This is a genomic window from Pseudomonas sp. B21-032 (genome assembly GCF_024748965.1).
In the GTDB taxonomy this organism is placed as follows: domain Bacteria; phylum Pseudomonadota; class Gammaproteobacteria; order Pseudomonadales; family Pseudomonadaceae; genus Aquipseudomonas.
Map to the genome: position 1 here is coordinate 3,965,429 of NZ_CP087180.1, position 17,289 is coordinate 3,982,717.

The window sequence follows — 17,289 nt, forward strand, 5'->3', positions numbered from 1 at the left end:
AGGAGCGGGCTTGCCCCGCGATGAGGCCCTCAGATCACAAACAAATCCACAAACCGCTGCACCGCCGTCGCCTCAAGCGCCTGCTGGTCCTTGCACAGGGCAAAGATCTCGGCGCTGCGCTGCCCGGTAAACCGCGTCGCCAGGTTGGCCTTGAACTTCTCTTCCAGTAGCGGAATGCCCTCGGCCCGGCGCCGGCGATGGCCGATCGGGTACTCCACCACCACCTGCTCGGTACTCGAACCATCGTTGAAGAACACCTGCACGGCATTGGCGATCGAGCGCTTGTCGGCCTCCAGGTACTCGCGGGTGAATCGCGGCTCTTCGACGATCTCCATCTTCTCGCGCAGACGGTCAATGATCGGGTGCGCAGCATGGAAATCATCTTCGTACTGCTCGGCCACCAGGTTGCCGAAAATCAGCGGCACGGCGGTCATGTACTGGATGCAGTGATCACGGTCGGCGGCATTGGCCAGGGTGCCAACCTTGGAGATGATGCGGATCGCCGACTCATGGGTGGTAATGACGATACGCTCGATTTCATGCAGGCGGTTGCGCACCTGCGGGTGCAAGGTGACTGCCGCTTCGCAGGCAGTCTGGGCATGGAATTCGGCCGGGAAGCTGATCTTGAACAGCACGTTTTCCATCACGTAGCTTGCGTACTTCTGACTCAGGCTGAAAGCACGTTGGCCTTCGGGTTTGAGCGCCAGGTCCTTGTTGGTGTGGCTGAACAGCACGTCATAAAAGCCCCACTGCGGCGCCGTCAGCACCCCGGGGATGCCCATCTCGCCACGCAGGGCGATATCGGCCAGGCGCACGCCACGGCTGGAGGCATCGCCCGCCGCCCAGGACTTGCGCGAGCCGGCGTTCGGCGCATGGCGATAAGTACGCAACGCCTGCCCATCGACAAAGGCGTGGGACAACGCCGCCAGCAGCTGTTCGCGATTGGCGCCCATGAGCTTGGCGCACACCGCGGTCGAGGCGACCTTGACCAGCAGCACATGATCGAGGCCAACGCGGTTGAAGGAGTTTTCCAGGGCAATCACACCCTGGATCTCATGAGCCATGACCATCGCCTCAAGCACTACGCGCATGCTCAGCGGCGCTTCGCCATTGGCCACGCGTTTTTGCGAGAGGTGATCGGCGACGGCCAGGATACCGCCGAGGTTGTCCGAGGGGTGGCCCCATTCGGCAGCCAGCCAGGTGTCGTTGTAATCGAGCCAACGGACGATGCAACCGATGTCCCAGGCGGCCTTGACCGGGTCCAGGCGGTAGCGGGTACCCGGCACCCGCGCACCGAACGGCACCACCGTGCCCTCCACCAGCGGCCCCAGGTGCTTGGTGCATTCCGGGAAGCGCAGGGCCAGCAGGCCGCAGCCCAGGGTGTCCATCAGGCAGTTGCGCGCGGTGTCCAGCGCTTCCTGCGACTCGACCTTGTAGCCGAGGACGTAATCGGCGATGTCCTGCAGCACCCGGTCGTAGTCGGGACGGTTATTCAGATCAACGTTGGCACTCATTTCACATCTCTCTGTTGACGTAGGTAACAGGGAGCCAAGCGCCGCTACTGGTTAGAAGGCATCACCGGGTACCCGTACCCAGCCCTCCATCAGTACGCGAGCGCTGCGGCTCATGATTGCTTTGGTGACAGTCCACTCACCGTTCACCTGGCGGGCTTCAGCACCCACGCGCAGGGTGCCCGAGGGGTGACCGAAACGTACGGCCGTGCGCTCGCCACCACCGGCGGCGAGGTTGACCAGGGTGCCAGGCACTGCCGCGGCAGTACCAATGGCAACCGCAGCGGTGCCCATCATGGCGTGGTGCAGCTTGCCCATGGACAGCGCCCGTACCAATAGATCAACGTCGCCGGCGGCCACGGCTTTACCACTGGATGACTGATAAGCCGCCGCTGGCGCGACAAAGGCGACTTTCGGTGTGTGCTGGCGCTTGGCGGCCTCGTCGATATGCTCGATCAGGCCCATGCGCACCGCGCCATAGGCACGGATGGTTTCGAAACGGGCCAGAGCCTGCGAGTCGCTGTTGATCGCATCCTGCAGCTCGGTACCGGTGTAGCCGAGGGCCTCGGCCTGGATGAAGATGGTCGGGATGCCGGCATTGATCAGCGTGGCTTTCAGGGTGCCGACGCCGGGCACCACCAGGTCATCGACCAGGTTGCCGGTGGGGAACATCGAGCCGCCCTCGCCGTCTTCGTCGGCGGCCGGGTCCATGAATTCGAGCTGCACTTCGGCGGCCGGGAAGGTCACGCCGTCCAGTTCGAAGTCGCCGGTTTCCTGCACTTCACCGTCAGTGATCGGCACGTGGGCAACGATGGTCTTGCCGATATTGGCCTGCCAGATGCGCACCACGGCCACGCCGTTGTGCGGGATGCGGCTGCTGTCGACCAGGCCGGAGCTGATGGCGAACGAACCAACGGCTGCCGAAAGGTTGCCGCAGTTGCCGCTCCAGTCGACGAACGCGGTGTCGATCGAGACCTGGCCGAACAGGTAGTCGACATCGTGCCCGGGCTTGATGCTGCGCGAGAGGATCACGGTCTTGCTGGTGCTCGACGTCGCGCCGCCCATGCCGTCGATCTGCTTGCCGTAGGGGTCGGGGCTGCCGATTACCCGCAGCAGCAGCGCGTCGCGGGCCGGGCCCGGGATCTGCGCACTTTGCGGCAGGTCGTCGAGGCGAAAGAATACGCCCTTGCTGGTGCCGCCACGAATGTAGGTGGCGGGGATTTTGATCTGGGGTACGTGAGCCATGGCTGAGTTGTCCTGTGAGTGCTTTGGGGGAGCTATCGCGGGTCAAGCCCGCTCCCACAGTTCAGTGGGAGCGGGCTTGACCCGCGATGAGGCCCTACCTCAAACCGCGACTGCCGATTCGAGGAAGTCCTGGGCAAAGCGCTGCAGCACCCCGCCCGCTTCGTAGATCGAGACTTCTTCGGCGGTGTCCAGGCGGCAGGTCACCGGCACCTCGACGCGCTCGCCGTTGGCCCGGGTGATGACCAGGGTCAGGGTCGCCCGCGGGGTGCGCTCACCGAGCACGTCGAAGGTTTCAGTGCCGTCGATGCCCAGGGTCTTGCGGTTGACGCCCGCCTTGAACTCCAGCGGCAACACGCCCATGCCCACCAGGTTGGTACGGTGGATACGCTCGAAGCCTTCGGCGACGATGGCTTCGACACCGGCCAGGCGCACGCCCTTGGCCGCCCAGTCACGGGACGAGCCCTGGCCGTAGTCGGCACCGGCAACGATGATCAGCGGCTGTTTGCGCTGCATGTAGGTTTCGATCGCCTCCCACATGCGCGTGACCTTGCCTTCCGGCTCGAGGCGCGCCAGCGAACCCTGCTTGACCTTGCCGTTTTCCTGGACCATTTCGTTGAACAGTTTCGGGTTGGCAAAGGTTGCGCGCTGAGCGGTCAGGTGATCACCACGGTGGGTGGCGTAGGAGTTGAAGTCTTCCTCCGGCAGGCCCATTTTCGCCAGGTATTCACCGGCGGCGCTGTCGAGCATGATGGCGTTGGACGGCGACAGGTGGTCGGTGGTGATGTTGTCCGGCAGCACCGCCAGCGGGCGCATGCCCTTGAGCGTGCGCTCGCCGGCCAGGGCGCCTTCCCAGTACGGCGGGCGGCGGATGTAGGTGCTCATCGGGCGCCAGTCGTACAGCGGGGTGACCTTGGGCCCTGTGTCTTCCTGCACGGCGAACATCGGGATGTACACCTGGCGGAACTGCTCGGGCTTGACCGCGGCCTTGACCACCGCGTCGATCTCTTCGTCGCTTGGCCAGATGTCTTTCAGGCGGATTTCCTTGCCGTCGACCACGCCCAGCACGTCCTTCTCGATGTCGAAACGGATGGTGCCGGCAATTGCGTAGGCCACCACCAGCGGCGGCGACGCCAGGAACGCCTGCTTGGCGTATGGGTGAATCCGCCCGTCGAAGTTGCGGTTGCCCGAGAGCACGGCGGTGGCGTACAGGTCGCGGTCGATGATTTCCTGCTGTATCAGCGGATCCAGCGCGCCAGACATACCGTTACAGGTGGTGCAGGCAAAGGCGACGATGCCAAAACCGAGCTGCTCCAGCTCGTCATCCAGGCCCGCCTCTTTCAGGTACAGGGCAACCGTCTTGGAACCCGGTGCCAGCGAAGACTTGACCCACGGCTTGCGCACCAGGCCCAGCTTGTTGGCGTTGCGCGCAAGCAAACCGGCGGCAATCACGTTGCGCGGGTTGCTGGTGTTGGTGCAACTGGTGATGGCAGCGATGATCACCGCGCCATCGGGCATTTGCCCCGGTACTTCCTCCCACTGGCCGGCGATGCCCTTGCTCGCCAGGTCGCTGGTGGCGACCCGGGCGTGCGGGTTGGACGGCCCGGCCATATTGCGCACCACGCTGGACAGGTCAAAACGCAGCACTCGCTCGTACTCGGCGCTGGCCAGGCTGTCGGACCACAGGCCTGCGACCTTGGCGTAGGTTTCTACCAGCTTGACCTGCTGGTCTTCACGGCCGGTGAGCTTGAGGTAGTCGATGGTCTGCTGGTCGATGGAGAACATCGCCGCGGTGGCGCCGTATTCCGGGGCCATGTTGGAGATGGTCGCGCGGTCGCCCAGAGTCAGGGCGCGAGCGCCTTCGCCGTAGAATTCAAGGTAGGCGCCAACGACCTTTTCCTTGCGCAGGAATTCGGTCAAGGCCAGCACCACGTCGGTGGCGGTGATGCCCGGCTGCGGCTTGCCCGAAAGCTCGACGCCGACGATCTCCGGCAGGCGCATCCACGAGGCACGGCCGAGCATGACGTTTTCGGCCTCAAGGCCGCCGACGCCGATGGCGATCACGCCCAGGGCATCGACGTGCGGGGTGTGGCTGTCGGTGCCGACGCAGGTGTCCGGGTAGGCCACGCCGCGCTCGGCATGGATCACCGGCGACATTTTCTCCAGGTTGATCTGGTGCATGATGCCGTTGCCTGGCTGAATCACGTCGACGTTCTTGAACGCCTTTTTGGTCCAGTTGATGAAGTGGAAACGGTCTTCGTTGCGGCGGTCTTCAATGGCGCGGTTCTTCTCGAACGCCTGCGGGTCGAAACCACCGCATTCCACTGCCAGGGAGTGGTCGACGATCAGTTGCACCGGCACCACCGGGTTGACCTGGGCCGGGTCACCGCCGCCTTCGGCAATGGCGTCGCGCAGGCCGGCGAGGTCGACCAGCGCGGTCTGGCCAAGAATGTCGTGGCACACCACACGGGCCGGGAACCAGGGGAAGTCGAGGTCGCGCTTGCGCTCGATCAGCTGGCCCAGCGAAGCATTGAGGCTGGCCGGGTCGCAGCGGCGCACAAGGTTTTCCGCCAGCACCCGCGAGGTATAGGGAAGACGGTCATAGGCGCCGGGCTTGATCGCATCGACAGCCGCGCGGGCGTCGAAATAATCCAGGCCAGTGCCCGGCAGGTTCTTGCGAAATTCACTATTCATGGCACAGGGACTCAATCACGGTAGGGTCGAAAGCCAGCTACAAGCCCCAAGCCACTAGCGGCAAGCAAAGCAGATGAGTGGTGCGTCAGCATTTACTGCCGGGGCACATCCCTGCTGTTACTTGCAGCTTGGCGCTTCAAGCTTGCAGCTCGGCCTAGTCTCAGCGTTGTTCGATTGGCACGAACTTGCGCTGTTCGACGCCGGTGTACTCGGCGCTCGGGCGGATGATGCGGTTGTTGGCACGCTGTTCGAACACATGCGCCGCCCAGCCGGTCAGGCGCGAGCAGACGAAGATCGGGGTGAACAGCTTGGTCGGGATGCCCATGAAGTGGTACGCCGAGGCATGGTAGAAGTCGGCGTTGGGGAACAGTTTCTTCTGCTCCCACATGGTCTTGTCGATGGCTTCGGACACCGGGTACAGCACGGTATCGCCCACCTCGTCCGCCAGCTTCTTCGACCAGGCCTTGATCACTTCGTTACGTGGGTCGGACTCTTTGTAGATGGCATGGCCAAAGCCCATGATCTTGTCCTTGCGCGCGAGCATCTGCAGCAGCTCGGTGACCGCTTCCTGCGGGCTCTGGAAGCGCTCGATCAGCTCCATCGCCGCTTCGTTGGCGCCGCCGTGCAACGGGCCGCGCAGCGAGCCGATGGCGGCGGTGACGCAGGAGTACAGGTCGGACAGGGTCGAGGCACAAACCCGCGCGGTGAAGGTCGAGGCGTTGAATTCGTGCTCGGCGTAAAGGATCAGCGAGACGTTCATCACCTTGACGTGCAGCTCGCTCGGCTTCTTGCCGTGCAGCAGGTGCAGGAAGTGGCCGCCGAGGGTGTCTTCGTCGCTGGTGCAGTCGATGCGCACGCCATGGTGGCTGAAGCGGTACCAGTAGCACATAACCGCCGGGAACAGCGCCAGCAAGCGGTCGGTCTTGTCGTGCTGCTGCGCAAAGGTCAGCTCCTGCTCCAGGGTGCCGAGCACCGAGCAACCGGTACGCATGACATCCATCGGGTGGGCGTTGGCCGGAATGCGCTCAAGCACTTCCTTGAGGGCCTGCGGCAGGTCGCGCAGGGTTTTCAGCTTTTGCTGGTACTCGGCCAGTTGCGCCTTGCTCGGCAGCTCGCCGTACAGCAGCAGGTAGGCGACTTCTTCAAACAGCGCGTGCTCGGCCAGGTCGCGCACGTCGTAACCACGGTAGGTCAGGCCGGCACCGGCCTGGCCCACGGTCGACAGTGCGGTTTGCCCGGCCACTTGACCACGCAGGCCGGCACCGCTGAGTACTTTTGCTTCGGCCATTGTCTTTCTCCACTTTTGAAATTGTTATGGAATCTTGGCTAATCGCGGGGCAAGCCCGCGCCTACAGGTTCGAGCATTCAGCCCTTTTTCTGGGCGAACAGGGCGTCGAGCTTCTGCTCGAACACGTGGTAGTTGATGGCGTCGTACAGTTCCATGCGAGTCTGCATGGTGTCGATGACGTTTTTCTGCGTGCCGTCGCGGCGCAGCGCGGTGTAGACGTTTTCCGCGGCCTTGTTCATGGCGCGGAAGGCCGACAGCGGGTACAGCACCAGCGAGACATCGACCGAGGCCAGCTCTTCGGTGGTGTACAAAGGCGTCGCGCCGAATTCGGTGATGTTGGCGAGGATCGGGGCTTTGACCCGGTCGGCAAAGGTCTTGTACATCGAAAGCTCGGTGATGGCTTCCGGGAAGACCATGTCGGCGCCGGCTTCGATGCAGGCGGCAGCGCGGTCCAGGGCCGCTTCCAGGCCTTCAACGGCCAGGGCGTCGGTACGCGCCATGATCACGAAGCTGTCGTCGGTACGGGCATCAACGGCGGCCTTGATGCGGTCGACCATCTCCTGCTGGGTGACGATCTCCTTGTTCGGGCGGTGGCCGCAGCGCTTGGCGCCGACCTGGTCTTCGATATGAATGGCGGCAGCGCCGAACTTGATCATCGACTTGACCGTACGGGCGACGTTGAACGCCGAGGAGCCAAAACCGGTATCGACGTCGACCAGCAGCGGCAGGTCGCAGACGTCGGTGATGCGCCGTACGTCGGTCAGCACGTCGTCCAGGCCACTGATGCCCAGGTCAGGCAGGCCCAGGGAGCCTGCGGCAACACCGCCACCAGACAGGTAGATGGCCTTGAAACCGGCACGCTGGGCCAGCAGCGCGTGGTTGGCGTTGATCGCACCGACCACCTGCAACGGGTGTTCGGCGGCAACTGCATCGCGAAAGCGCTGGCCGGGACTGCTTTTCTGACTCATGACTCACCTCGTGGGCTGGTAGCGTCCAGATAGTGACGCTCGATATTGCGTTTGGAGGCGCCGATGTGCCGGCGCATCAAGAGCTCGGCCAGTTCACCGTCACGGTCGGCGATGGCATCGAGAATCCGGTGGTGTTCGGCGAACGCCTGGCGTGGCCGGTTGGGCGTGGCGGAGAACTGGATGCGGTACATGCGCACCAGTTGATACAGCTCGCCGCAGAGCATCTGCACCAGGGTGCGGTTGCCGCTGCCCTGGATGATCCGGTAATGGAAGTCGAAATCGCCTTCCTGCTGGTAATAGCCCAGGCCGGCCTGGAAGGTGGCGTCGCGCTCGTGGGTGTCGAGCACCCGGCGCAGCTCGTCGATCTCGGCTACGCTCATACGCTCGGCGGCCAGGCGGCAGGCCATGCCTTCGAGGGACTCGCGGATCTCGTACAGCTCGATCAGCTCGGCATGGCTGAGCGACACCACCCGCGCCCCGACATGCGGTACGCGCACCAGCAGGCGCTGGCCTTCCAGGCGGTGGATGGCCTCGCGCAGCGGCCCGCGGCTGATGCCGTAGGTGCGTGCCAGCTCCGGCTCCGAGATCTTGCTGCCGGGGGCGATCTCGCCTTTGACGATGGCCGCCTGGATACGCCGGAAGACGTTTTCCGAGAGGGTTTCGCTGTCGTCTGCCACTGTGCCGGGGGCTTGGGCTGTGTCCAGCATATTGTCGACACCTCATAAATCAATGAGGGCAAAACTAGCTAAAACAGCATGCGGAGTCAAAGACAAAATGAACATTGTCGACAATCGTCTAAGAACGAACTTCAAGGTGTCCACTGTTGTCTGAGTCCAGCCGCTGGCGCCAGCACACCAGCGTGATAGAATGCCGCGCCTCCCGACGGGGCACGAATAGTGTGTCTGTCATCTGTTTATGCAGGTGCCAGGTAAACGAGGAAGCTTGCGCAGTACTGCCAGTGGCCTTGACCCGAACATCGCACAGCACCGCGCCAGGATTTATGAGACTTACGCCCCTTCCCCTGTTGTTCAGCCTCTGTCTGTTGCCGGCCCTGGGCCAGGCTGCGGAAAAGACCGTGTACGGCCTTAATGAATACGCCCGCCTGGCCGATATCGACCTGGAAGTGGCGGCCAAACTCGACACCGGGGCCAAGACCGCCTCGCTCAGTGCCCGCGACATCAAGCGCTTCAAGCGCAATGGTGAGTCATGGGTGCGCTTCTACCTGGCAATTGACGCTGCCCACTCGCATCCGATAGAACGACCACTGGCCCGCGTCAGCAAGATCAAGCGACGCGCCGGAGATTACGACCCGGACGAAGGCAAGGCCTATACCGCCCGCCCGGTGATTGCCATGAACATCTGCATGGGTACGGCCCTGCGCAGCATCGAAGTGAACCTGACCGACCGCAGCGCGTTCCAGTATCCGCTGCTGATCGGCTCCGAGGCCCTCAAGCACTTCGACGCGCTGGTCGATCCAAGCCTTAAATACGCTGCCGGCAAACCCGCCTGCGCCACTGACGCTCACACCGCAGAGTAATCCTGATGCGCTCTCTTACCCTCCATCTGAAAGTCCTGATTACCGTCCTGGTGCTACTGGGCATCCTGGTCACGGCCTATCAGATCTTCTTTCTCGGCATTCCGGTGACCGAGGACGAAACCGATGACCTGTGGAACATCGACGCCAAGGTCGAGTTCGTCGCCAGCCCCAAGGACCCGGTCAAGGTCCAGATGTTCGTGCCGCCGCTGAGCCGCGACTATGTGAGCCTCAACGAGAGTTTCATCTCCAACAACTACGGCGTCAGCGTCAACCGCGTCGACGGCAACCGCAAGGTGACCTGGTCGGCCCGTCGCGCCAGCGGCAACCAGACCCTCTACTACCGCCTGGTGCTGACCAAGCGCTACAGCACCGAAAAAGCCAAGATCAAGGGCCCGACCTTCCGCGACAGCCTGGCGGTCGAAGGCCCCGAGAAGATCGCCGCCGAAGCCCTGATGGCGCCTATTCGCCAGCACTCGGCCGACGTCGAAACCTTCGTTGGCGAGACCATCAAGCGGGTCAACAACCTCAACGACGACAACGTCAAGCTGCTGCTGGCCGGCGATACCTCGTCGCTGAACAAGGCCAAGGTCATCGACCTGCTGCTGTCGATTGCCCACGTGCCGGTGGAGAAGGTCCACACCATCCGCCTGGTCGCCGACCAGCCGCAAACCCCTGAACTGTGGCTGCGCAGCTTCAACGGCACCGACTGGCTGTACTTCAACCCGGACACCGGCGAGCAAGGCCTGCCGGCCGACCGCCTGCTGTGGTGGACCGGTGACGACAACCTGATCACCGTCGATGGCGGCAAGAAAGCCAACGTCAGCTTCAGCCTCAACAACAGCGAAATGAACGCCATTCGCCTGGCCAAGCTGACCGACGAGAATACCGACGCCGACTTCCTCGAGTACTCGCTGTACGGCCTGCCGCTGCAGACCCAGCAGACCTTCATGATCATGGTGATGATCCCGATCGGCGTGCTGGTGATCCTGGTATTGCGCAACCTGATCGGCATCCAGACCCTGGGTACCTTCACCCCGGTGCTGATCGCCCTGGCCTTCCGCGAAACCCAGCTGGGCTTCGGCATCATCCTGTTCACGGTGATTACCGCGCTCGGGCTGTCGCTACGCTCCTACCTTGAACACCTCAAGTTGCAGATGCTGCCGCGCCTGTCGGTGGTGCTGACCTTCGTCGTGGTATTGATCGCCGCCATCAGCCTGTTCAGCCACAAGCTGGGCCTGGAACGCGGCCTGTCGGTCGCGCTGTTCCCGATGGTGATCCTGACCATGACCATCGAACGCCTGTCGATCACCTGGGAAGAACGCGGCGGCGGCCATGCCATGAAAGTGGCGATCGGCACCCTGTTCGCTGCCTCCCTGGCGCATCTGTTGATGAGCGTGCCGGAGCTGGTGTACTTCGTCTTCACCTTCCCGGCGGTACTGCTGATTCTGGTGGGCTTCATGCTGGCGATGGGTCGCTACCGCGGCTACCGCCTGACGGAGCTGGTGCGTTTCAAGGCTTTCGTGAAGGCTGACGCCTGATGTTCGGTCTCTGGAAAACCTGGAAAGCCCTGGAGGCCCGGGGCATCATGGGTATCAACCGGCGCAATGCGGACTACGTCCTCAAGTACAACAAGCGCCATTTGTACCCGATCGTCGACGACAAGATCATCACCAAGGAGCGTGCGATCCAGGCCGGCATCCATGTGCCGGAAATGTACGGGATCATCTCCACCGAGAAAGAGATCGACAAGCTCGGCGAGATCATCGGCGGGCGCAGCGACTTCGTCGTCAAGCCTGCCCAGGGTGCCGGCGGCGACGGCATCCTGGTGGTTGCCGATCGCTTCGAAGACCGTTACCGCACGGTCTCGGGCAAGATCATCAGCCACGAGGAAATCGAGCACCAGATCTCCAGCATCCTCACCGGCCTGTACTCCCTGGGCGGTCACCGCGACCGCGCCTTGATCGAGTACCGCGTTACCCCCGACCAGATCTTCAAGAGCATCAGCTACGAAGGCGTGCCGGACATCCGCATCATCGTGCTGATGGGCTACCCGGTGATGGCCATGCTGCGTTTGCCGACCCGCCAGTCCGGCGGCAAGGCCAACCTGCACCAGGGCGCCATCGGCGTCGGCGTCGACCTGGCCACCGGCGTGACCCTGCGCGGTACCTGGCTGAACAACATCATCAGCAAGCACCCGGACACCACCAACGCGGTGGACGGCGTGCAACTGCCGAACTGGGACGGCTTCATGAAGCTTGCCGCCGGCTGTTACGAGCTGTGCGGCCTGGGCTACATCGGTGTCGACATGGTGCTGGACCAGGACAAGGGCCCGTTGATCCTCGAACTCAACGCCCGCCCCGGCCTGAACATTCAGATCGCCAACGACTGCGGCCTGACCCTGCGTACCCACGCGGTGGAAGCGCACCTGGAGCAACTGGCCAAAGACGGCCGCCAGGAAAGCCCCGAAGAACGCGTACGCTTCGCCCAGGAGCTGTTCGGCCACGTGCCGAGCTGAGTCCACATCCTGTGCGCGCCAGCCTGCCCGGCTGGCGTGCCCTGGAGCCTCTATGTCGTAGTCAGCGCTAGGAGCATTTCCTACAGAGGACTACAATCGCCTCCCCGCATTCATAGCTGTTACTTGCATGCCGACCTGTACGCTCCACCCCCTGCCCTACCGGGCCGACCCTGCAGCCTACTTCGCGCGTATTCGCCAGGCGCCCGGCGCCGTGTTGCTCGACAGCGCCCGGCCAAGCGCCGAGCGCGGCCGCTTTGACCTGCTCAGCGCCTGGCCGCTGCAAACCCTGGCGCCCGCGATGGATGAACGTGGTAGCGCCTACCTGCAACGGCTGCGTGAAAGCCTGGCGCAACTGGGCCAGGCGCAGGTACCGGATGGCATCGAGTTGCCGTTTGCCGGCGGCCTGATCGGTTACCTGAGCTACGACTTTGGCCGGCGCCTGGAGCAACTGCCAAGCATCGCTGTCGATGACCTGGGCCTGGCCGATGCCAGCCTTGGCCTGTATGCCTGGGCACTGATCAGCGATCACCAGCAAAAGTGCAGCCAGCTGCTGTTTCACCCAAGCCTGGCAGCGGCCGAACGCCAGCGCCTGATTGAACTGTTCGAGGCGCCACCTGCTATCGATGCCGCCAGCTTCGCCCTGCAAGCACCGATGCGCGGCGATATCAGCGCACACAGCTACCGCCAGGCCTTCGACCGCGTGCAGCAGTACATCCATGCCGGCGACTGCTACCAGATCAACCTCACCCAACGCTTTCGCGCGCCCTGCCAGGGCGACCCCTGGCACGCCTACCAGGCCCTGCGCCAGGCCTGCCCGACGCCGTATTCGGGGTTCCAGTTGCTGGCCGACGGCAGCGCGCTGCTGAGCTTCTCGCCGGAGCGTTTCATCCAGGTCAGCAATGGCCAGGTCGAAACCCGGCCGATCAAGGGCACCCGCCCGCGCAGCAGCGATGCCGACGAAGATGCGCGCAACGCCGCCGAACTGCTAGGCAGCAGCAAGGATCGCGCAGAGAACCTGATGATCGTCGACCTGCTGCGCAACGACCTCGGGCGCACCTGCGAGATCGGTTCGGTGAAGGTCCCGGAGCTGTTCAGCCTGGAGAGCTACCCCAACGTCCATCACCTGGTCAGCAGCGTCACCGGGCGCCTGGCGGCCGGCAAGGATGCCCTGGACCTGATCGCTGACAGCTTCCCCGGCGGCTCGATCACCGGCGCACCGAAAATCCGCGCCATGCAGATCATCGACGAGCTGGAACCCAGCCGTCGGGCGCTGTACTGCGGGTCGTTGCTGTATGTGGATGTGCGCGGCGAGATGGACAGCTCGATCGCCATCCGCAGCCTGCTGGTCAAGGACGGTCAGGTGTGCTGCTGGGGGGGTGGCGCAGTGGTGGCGGATTCGGACTGGCAAGCCGAATATGAAGAGTCGATCACCAAGGTCAAGGTGCTGCTCGAGACCTTGCTAGGTCTCTGAACAGCATCGCGGGGCAAGCCCGCTCCCACATGCCCCGCGATGAGGCCCTACAGGCTCAACGAGCGGTTCGAGGCCTTGATGAACTCTTTCTTCAGCGCCGCAAAATCATGCACCGCCGGGAACTGCGGAAACTCGCGAATGACGTTGTCCGGCGCATGGAACAGAATCCCCGCATCTGCCTCGCCGAGCATGGTGGTGTCGTTGTATGAATCACCTGCGGCAATCACCCGGTAGTACAGGCTCTTGAAGGCCAGCACCGACTGGCGCTTGGGGTCTTTCTGGCGCAGCTGGTAGCCGGTCACCCGGTCGTTTTCGTCGGTAATCAACCGGTGGCAGAGCAGCGTCGGGAAGCCCAGCTGGCGCATCAGAGGCTGGGAGAACTCGTAGAAAGTGTCGGAAAGAATCACCACCTGGAAACGCTCACGCAGCCAGTCGACGAACTCGATGGCGCCGTCCAGTGGCTTGAGCGTGGCGATCACCGCCTGGATATCGGAAAGCTTCAGGCCGTGCTCATCGAGGATGCGCAGGCGCTGTTTCATCAGCACGTCGTAATCGGGAATGTCACGGGTGGTGGCCCGCAGCGATTCGATTCCGGTTTTTTCCGCGAAGGCGATCCAGATTTCCGGGACCAATACGCCTTCCAGGTCGAGACAGGCAATTTCCACAGCACACTCCTCGAACAACGCCAAAAATGGGAAGCCGCACTCTACATGCGCGGCGTCTACCCGGGCAATTTTTGTTAAGATCAGGGCATTACGAGCGCCAAGCGCCATTCAATGACCGGAAGCCGCCTGATGAGCCAACCCTTCGACGTCGCCGCCCTGGCCGCGACCTACGCCAACAAGTCGCCGCAAGACATCCTCAAGCTGGCCTTCGAGCACTTCGGCGATGACCTGTGGATTTCCTTCAGCGGCGCCGAGGACGTGGTGCTGGTGGACATGGCCTGGAAGCTCAACAAGAACCTCAAGGTGTTCAGCCTGGATACCGGCCGCCTGCACCCGGAAACCTACCGTTTCATCGACCAGGTGCGCGAACAGTACCAGCTGCCGATCGAGATCCTCTCCCCCGATCACAGCAAACTCGAGCCCTTCGTCAAGGAAAAAGGCCTGTTCAGCTTCTACAAGGACGGCCATGGCGAGTGCTGCGGCATCCGCAAGATCGAGCCGCTGCGGCGCAAGCTGAGCACTGTCAGCGCCTGGGCCACCGGCCAGCGCCGCGACCAGAGCCCGGGCACCCGCAGCCAGGTGGCAACGCTGGAAATCGACAGCGCCTTCTCGAGCCCCGAGCACACCCTGTACAAGTTCAACCCGCTGGCGCAGATGAGCAGCGAGGAAGTCTGGGGTTACATCCGCATGCTCGAGCTGCCGTACAACAGCCTGCACGAGCGCGGCTTCATCAGTATCGGCTGCGAGCCCTGCACCCGCCCGGTGCTGCCGAACCAGCACGAGCGCGAAGGCCGCTGGTGGTGGGAAGAGTCGACCCAGAAGGAATGCGGGCTGCACGCCGGCAACCTGATCACCAAGGGTTGACTTCCTCGCGCTGGCAATAGCGCTCCAGGTGCTGCTCAAGGTCGATAATCGCCTGGCGCAGCATCTGCACCAGCTGGCTGATGCGGTGGGCCGGCGCCTGTGTACTGCAGGCCTGTTCCAGCTGCACACAAACTGCCAGCACCTCATGGGCGCGGATCATCCGCGCCCCGCCCTTGAGCCGATGCACCAGGTCGGCCAACGCCACCCGATCCTTACCATCGTGCAAGCGGTCCAGACCGCGCAGGTCCTGGCGATTGCTGCTGACCAGATCGCCGAGCAAGGCCCGGACCTTGTCCTGATCACCGGCGGCCAGCACCAGCAGGCTGGAGATGTCCATGCCCGGTAGCACCGGCGCTGCCTGGGCCACCACCGGCACCGCGACACGGCCCGTCAGGCCCTCCAGCGCCTGCTGCAGATCGTCGATGCTCAAGGGCTTGAACAGGCAGGCATTCATTCCCGCCGCCAGGCAGCGGGCACGTTCCGACGCCTGGGCATTGGCGGTCACCGCCAGCACCCGGCAAGCCTCGCGGCCGGCGCGCCGCTCATGCTCGCGGATCGCCCTGGCCAGCCGATAGCCATCGAAGATCGGCATGTTGCAGTCGGCGATGACCACATCGAACGACTCGCGCAGCCAGCAGCGCAAGCCCTCGCCGCCGTGTTCGCAGACCCGCACGCGATGGCCCAGGTAACCGAGCTGGTGCATAAGCAGGATGCGATTGGCCGGGTAGTCATCCACCACCAGCACCTTCAGCGGCTTGCTCAGGCCTGCGCTCTCCCGGCGCCGGCCCGGAGCATCGCTGGATGCCGCCGGTGGCAGGCAGGCCAGGTTCAACTGCACCTCGACACGGGTACCGACACCGATACTGCTGTCCAGCTGCATACGCCCGCCCATCAGCTCGCACAGCATCCGGCAGATGCTCAGCCCCAGCCCGGCACCATTGCGCCCGGCCTGGCGGTTGTTGCTGGCCTGGCAATAGGGCGTACCCAGGCGTGACAAATCGGCCATGGGAATGCCGACGCCGGTATCTTCCACCACCAGGCTCACCTCCACGCGGCGCAGCCGGCGCTGGGTGTGCAGGCGCACACGCACCGAGCCTTCACGGGTGAACTTGATGGCATTGCTGATCAGGTTGGAGAGAACCTGCTTGAAGCGCAGGGCGTCGAGCAGCACGTCGCTGTCCAGGGCGCCGGTAACCTCCAGGTGCAGGCGCAGGCCCTTGCCCAGGGCCTGCTGTTCAAACATGCGCACCACCCCTTCGACCTGCTGGCGCAGCTGGGTGCGGCGCGGTTCAAGGAGCAAATGGCCGGATTCGATGCGGGTGACATCCAGCACATCGCCGAGCAGCTCAAGCAGGCCACGCGCCGAGCTTGAGGCCACCTCGATAGCCAGCCGGTCGAGCACACCCTGATCGGCCTTTTCCTGGGCCAGTTCGAGCATGCCCAACAGGGCGTTCATCGGCGTGCGGATCTCGTGGCTCATGGTCGCCAGAAACGTCGTCTTGGCCTGGTTGGCCGCCTCTGCCTGTTCCTTGGCCGCTTGCAGTTCAGCATACATCTCGGTCAGGGCACGCTCGGCCCGTTCGCACTTGCGGATTGACTGGCGCAGGTAGTGAATCCACACCAGCGCCAGCGCCAGCAAGCTGCCGACCACGGCACAAGCCTGGGCAATCAGGCGCCCGTTTTCGTGCCAGAAACTGTCGACAATCGCCAGCGTGGGGTGTTGCGCCACCACCGCATGAGCTTGCGCCTCAAAGGCGTGCAGGCCGCGGATGGCATCCGGCCAGATGCCTGGCGCTACCTCTTCGGCCCCGGCCACTGTGGCCAGGCACTGCAGTACCAGCAACACCAGCGCCTGCAGCAAGCGAGCATGCACACAATTGGGCAACCTAAATGAGCAGGTTGCGCTTGGCGACATCCGCCAGGTCCACCAATGATTTGACCCTCAATTTCTCGATCAGACGGGTTTTGTACGTGCTGATGGTCTTGTTGCTCAACAGCATCGCATCGCCGATGGCCTTGTTGCTCAGGCCGCGGGCCAGTTGCTGCAGCACCAGCAGTTCACGGTTGGTCAGGCTGGCGATGCACTCGGCTTCCGAGGCGCGCACATCGACCCTGCTCACCGAGCTCAAGGCGACTTCAGGGAAGTAGGTGTAGCCGGACATGACCGCATGCACGGCCTTGCTCAGCTCGCATAAATCGTCGGTTTTCGATACATAGCCGACCGCGCCGGCCTTCATGCAGCGCAGGGAAAAATAATCAGCCTGCTGAGAGGTCAGGATCAGAATTTTCAGCGCAAGCTTCATTGCTTTGACCCGGGCAATCACCTCCAGGCCGTCCAGGCCCGGAATGCTGATATCGAGGATCATCAGGTCCGGGCTCAACTCACGGGCCAGGCGCACGGCATCGATGCCGTTGTCGGTTTGGCCGACCACTTCGAAGCGCTCGCTGACCAGCAGCAGGTTGACGCTGGAGCGAATAAACGGGTGATCGTCCACGATCAGAACACTACTCATACCTTCCCTCATACCACGACG

14 protein-coding genes are annotated in these 17,289 nt (G+C 63.4%); 5 read left to right on the forward strand and 9 right to left on the reverse strand.

What is annotated here, in order from left to right; genetic code table 11:
* Positions 1–29 precede the first annotated feature (29 nt).
* The 6 genes from prpD to LOY54_RS18250 all read right to left on the reverse strand — a co-directional run bounded on the left by prpD (position 30) and on the right by LOY54_RS18250 (position 8,410).
* Complete coding sequence (gene prpD, locus LOY54_RS18225; RefSeq protein WP_258607491.1) at positions 30–1,514, reverse strand: 2-methylcitrate dehydratase; 1,485 nt, start codon at positions 1,512–1,514, stop codon at positions 30–32.
* A gap of 51 nt (positions 1,515–1,565) precedes the next feature.
* The gene (gene prpF / locus LOY54_RS18230; protein WP_258607492.1) at positions 1,566–2,756 is read right to left on the reverse strand and encodes a 2-methylaconitate cis-trans isomerase PrpF; all 1,191 of its coding nucleotides are present in this window, start codon (positions 2,754–2,756) and stop codon (positions 1,566–1,568) included.
* Between the two features lie 99 nt (positions 2,757–2,855).
* Positions 2,856–5,447, reverse strand: coding sequence for a Fe/S-dependent 2-methylisocitrate dehydratase AcnD (gene acnD / locus LOY54_RS18235; RefSeq protein WP_258607493.1), 2,592 nt, complete (start codon positions 5,445–5,447; stop codon positions 2,856–2,858).
* Positions 5,448–5,607: 160 nt separating this feature from the next.
* Complete coding sequence (gene prpC / locus LOY54_RS18240; RefSeq protein WP_258607494.1) at positions 5,608–6,735, reverse strand: 2-methylcitrate synthase; 1,128 nt, start codon at positions 6,733–6,735, stop codon at positions 5,608–5,610.
* A 77-nt stretch (positions 6,736–6,812) separates the two neighbouring features.
* Positions 6,813–7,703 (reverse strand): methylisocitrate lyase, encoded by an 891-nt coding sequence (gene prpB, locus LOY54_RS18245; RefSeq protein WP_045194726.1) that lies wholly within the window; start codon positions 7,701–7,703, stop codon positions 6,813–6,815.
* A complete protein-coding gene (locus tag LOY54_RS18250) occupies positions 7,700–8,410 on the reverse strand; it encodes a GntR family transcriptional regulator (RefSeq protein ID WP_045194728.1) in 711 nt (236 codons plus the stop codon). Before LOY54_RS18250 ends, prpB begins: the two co-directional genes overlap by 4 nt.
* A gap of 293 nt (positions 8,411–8,703) precedes the next feature.
* Between LOY54_RS18250 and LOY54_RS18255 the strand changes: the two genes are divergently transcribed.
* The 4 genes from LOY54_RS18255 to pabB all read left to right on the forward strand — a co-directional run bounded on the left by LOY54_RS18255 (position 8,704) and on the right by pabB (position 13,226).
* Entirely contained in the window at positions 8,704–9,240 is a 537-nt protein-coding gene (locus LOY54_RS18255) for an ATP-dependent zinc protease (protein ID WP_026001282.1), read from the forward strand.
* A 5-nt stretch (positions 9,241–9,245) separates the two neighbouring features.
* Complete coding sequence (locus LOY54_RS18260) at positions 9,246–10,778, forward strand: inactive transglutaminase family protein (protein ID WP_258607495.1); 1,533 nt, start codon at positions 9,246–9,248, stop codon at positions 10,776–10,778.
* Positions 10,778–11,755: an alpha-L-glutamate ligase-like protein gene (locus LOY54_RS18265; protein ID WP_045194737.1), complete on the forward strand. Its 978-nt coding sequence runs from the start codon at positions 10,778–10,780 to the stop codon at positions 11,753–11,755. The genes LOY54_RS18260 and LOY54_RS18265 overlap by 1 nt, the downstream gene beginning before the upstream one ends.
* 127 nt (positions 11,756–11,882) lie before the next feature.
* Complete coding sequence (gene pabB, locus LOY54_RS18270; RefSeq protein WP_258607496.1) at positions 11,883–13,226, forward strand: aminodeoxychorismate synthase component I; 1,344 nt, start codon at positions 11,883–11,885, stop codon at positions 13,224–13,226.
* Between the two features lie 47 nt (positions 13,227–13,273).
* Here the strand turns inward: pabB and thrH are convergent, their stop codons facing one another.
* Positions 13,274–13,891, reverse strand: a complete 618-nt coding sequence (gene thrH, locus LOY54_RS18275; RefSeq protein WP_258607498.1) for a bifunctional phosphoserine phosphatase/homoserine phosphotransferase ThrH — start codon at positions 13,889–13,891, stop codon at positions 13,274–13,276.
* Positions 13,892–14,020: 129 nt separating this feature from the next.
* Between thrH and LOY54_RS18280 the strand changes: the two genes are divergently transcribed.
* Positions 14,021–14,755: a phosphoadenylyl-sulfate reductase gene (locus tag LOY54_RS18280; protein ID WP_258607500.1), complete on the forward strand. Its 735-nt coding sequence runs from the start codon at positions 14,021–14,023 to the stop codon at positions 14,753–14,755.
* Here the strand turns inward: LOY54_RS18280 and LOY54_RS18285 are convergent.
* Positions 14,742–16,628, reverse strand: coding sequence for an ATP-binding protein (locus LOY54_RS18285; RefSeq protein WP_258607502.1), 1,887 nt, complete (start codon positions 16,626–16,628; stop codon positions 14,742–14,744). The two genes, LOY54_RS18280 and LOY54_RS18285, sit on opposite strands and share 14 nt — an antisense overlap.
* 13 nt (positions 16,629–16,641) lie before the next feature.
* Positions 16,642–17,268: a response regulator transcription factor gene (locus tag LOY54_RS18290; RefSeq protein WP_195884647.1), complete on the reverse strand. Its 627-nt coding sequence runs from the start codon at positions 17,266–17,268 to the stop codon at positions 16,642–16,644.
* Positions 17,269–17,289 lie beyond the last annotated feature (21 nt).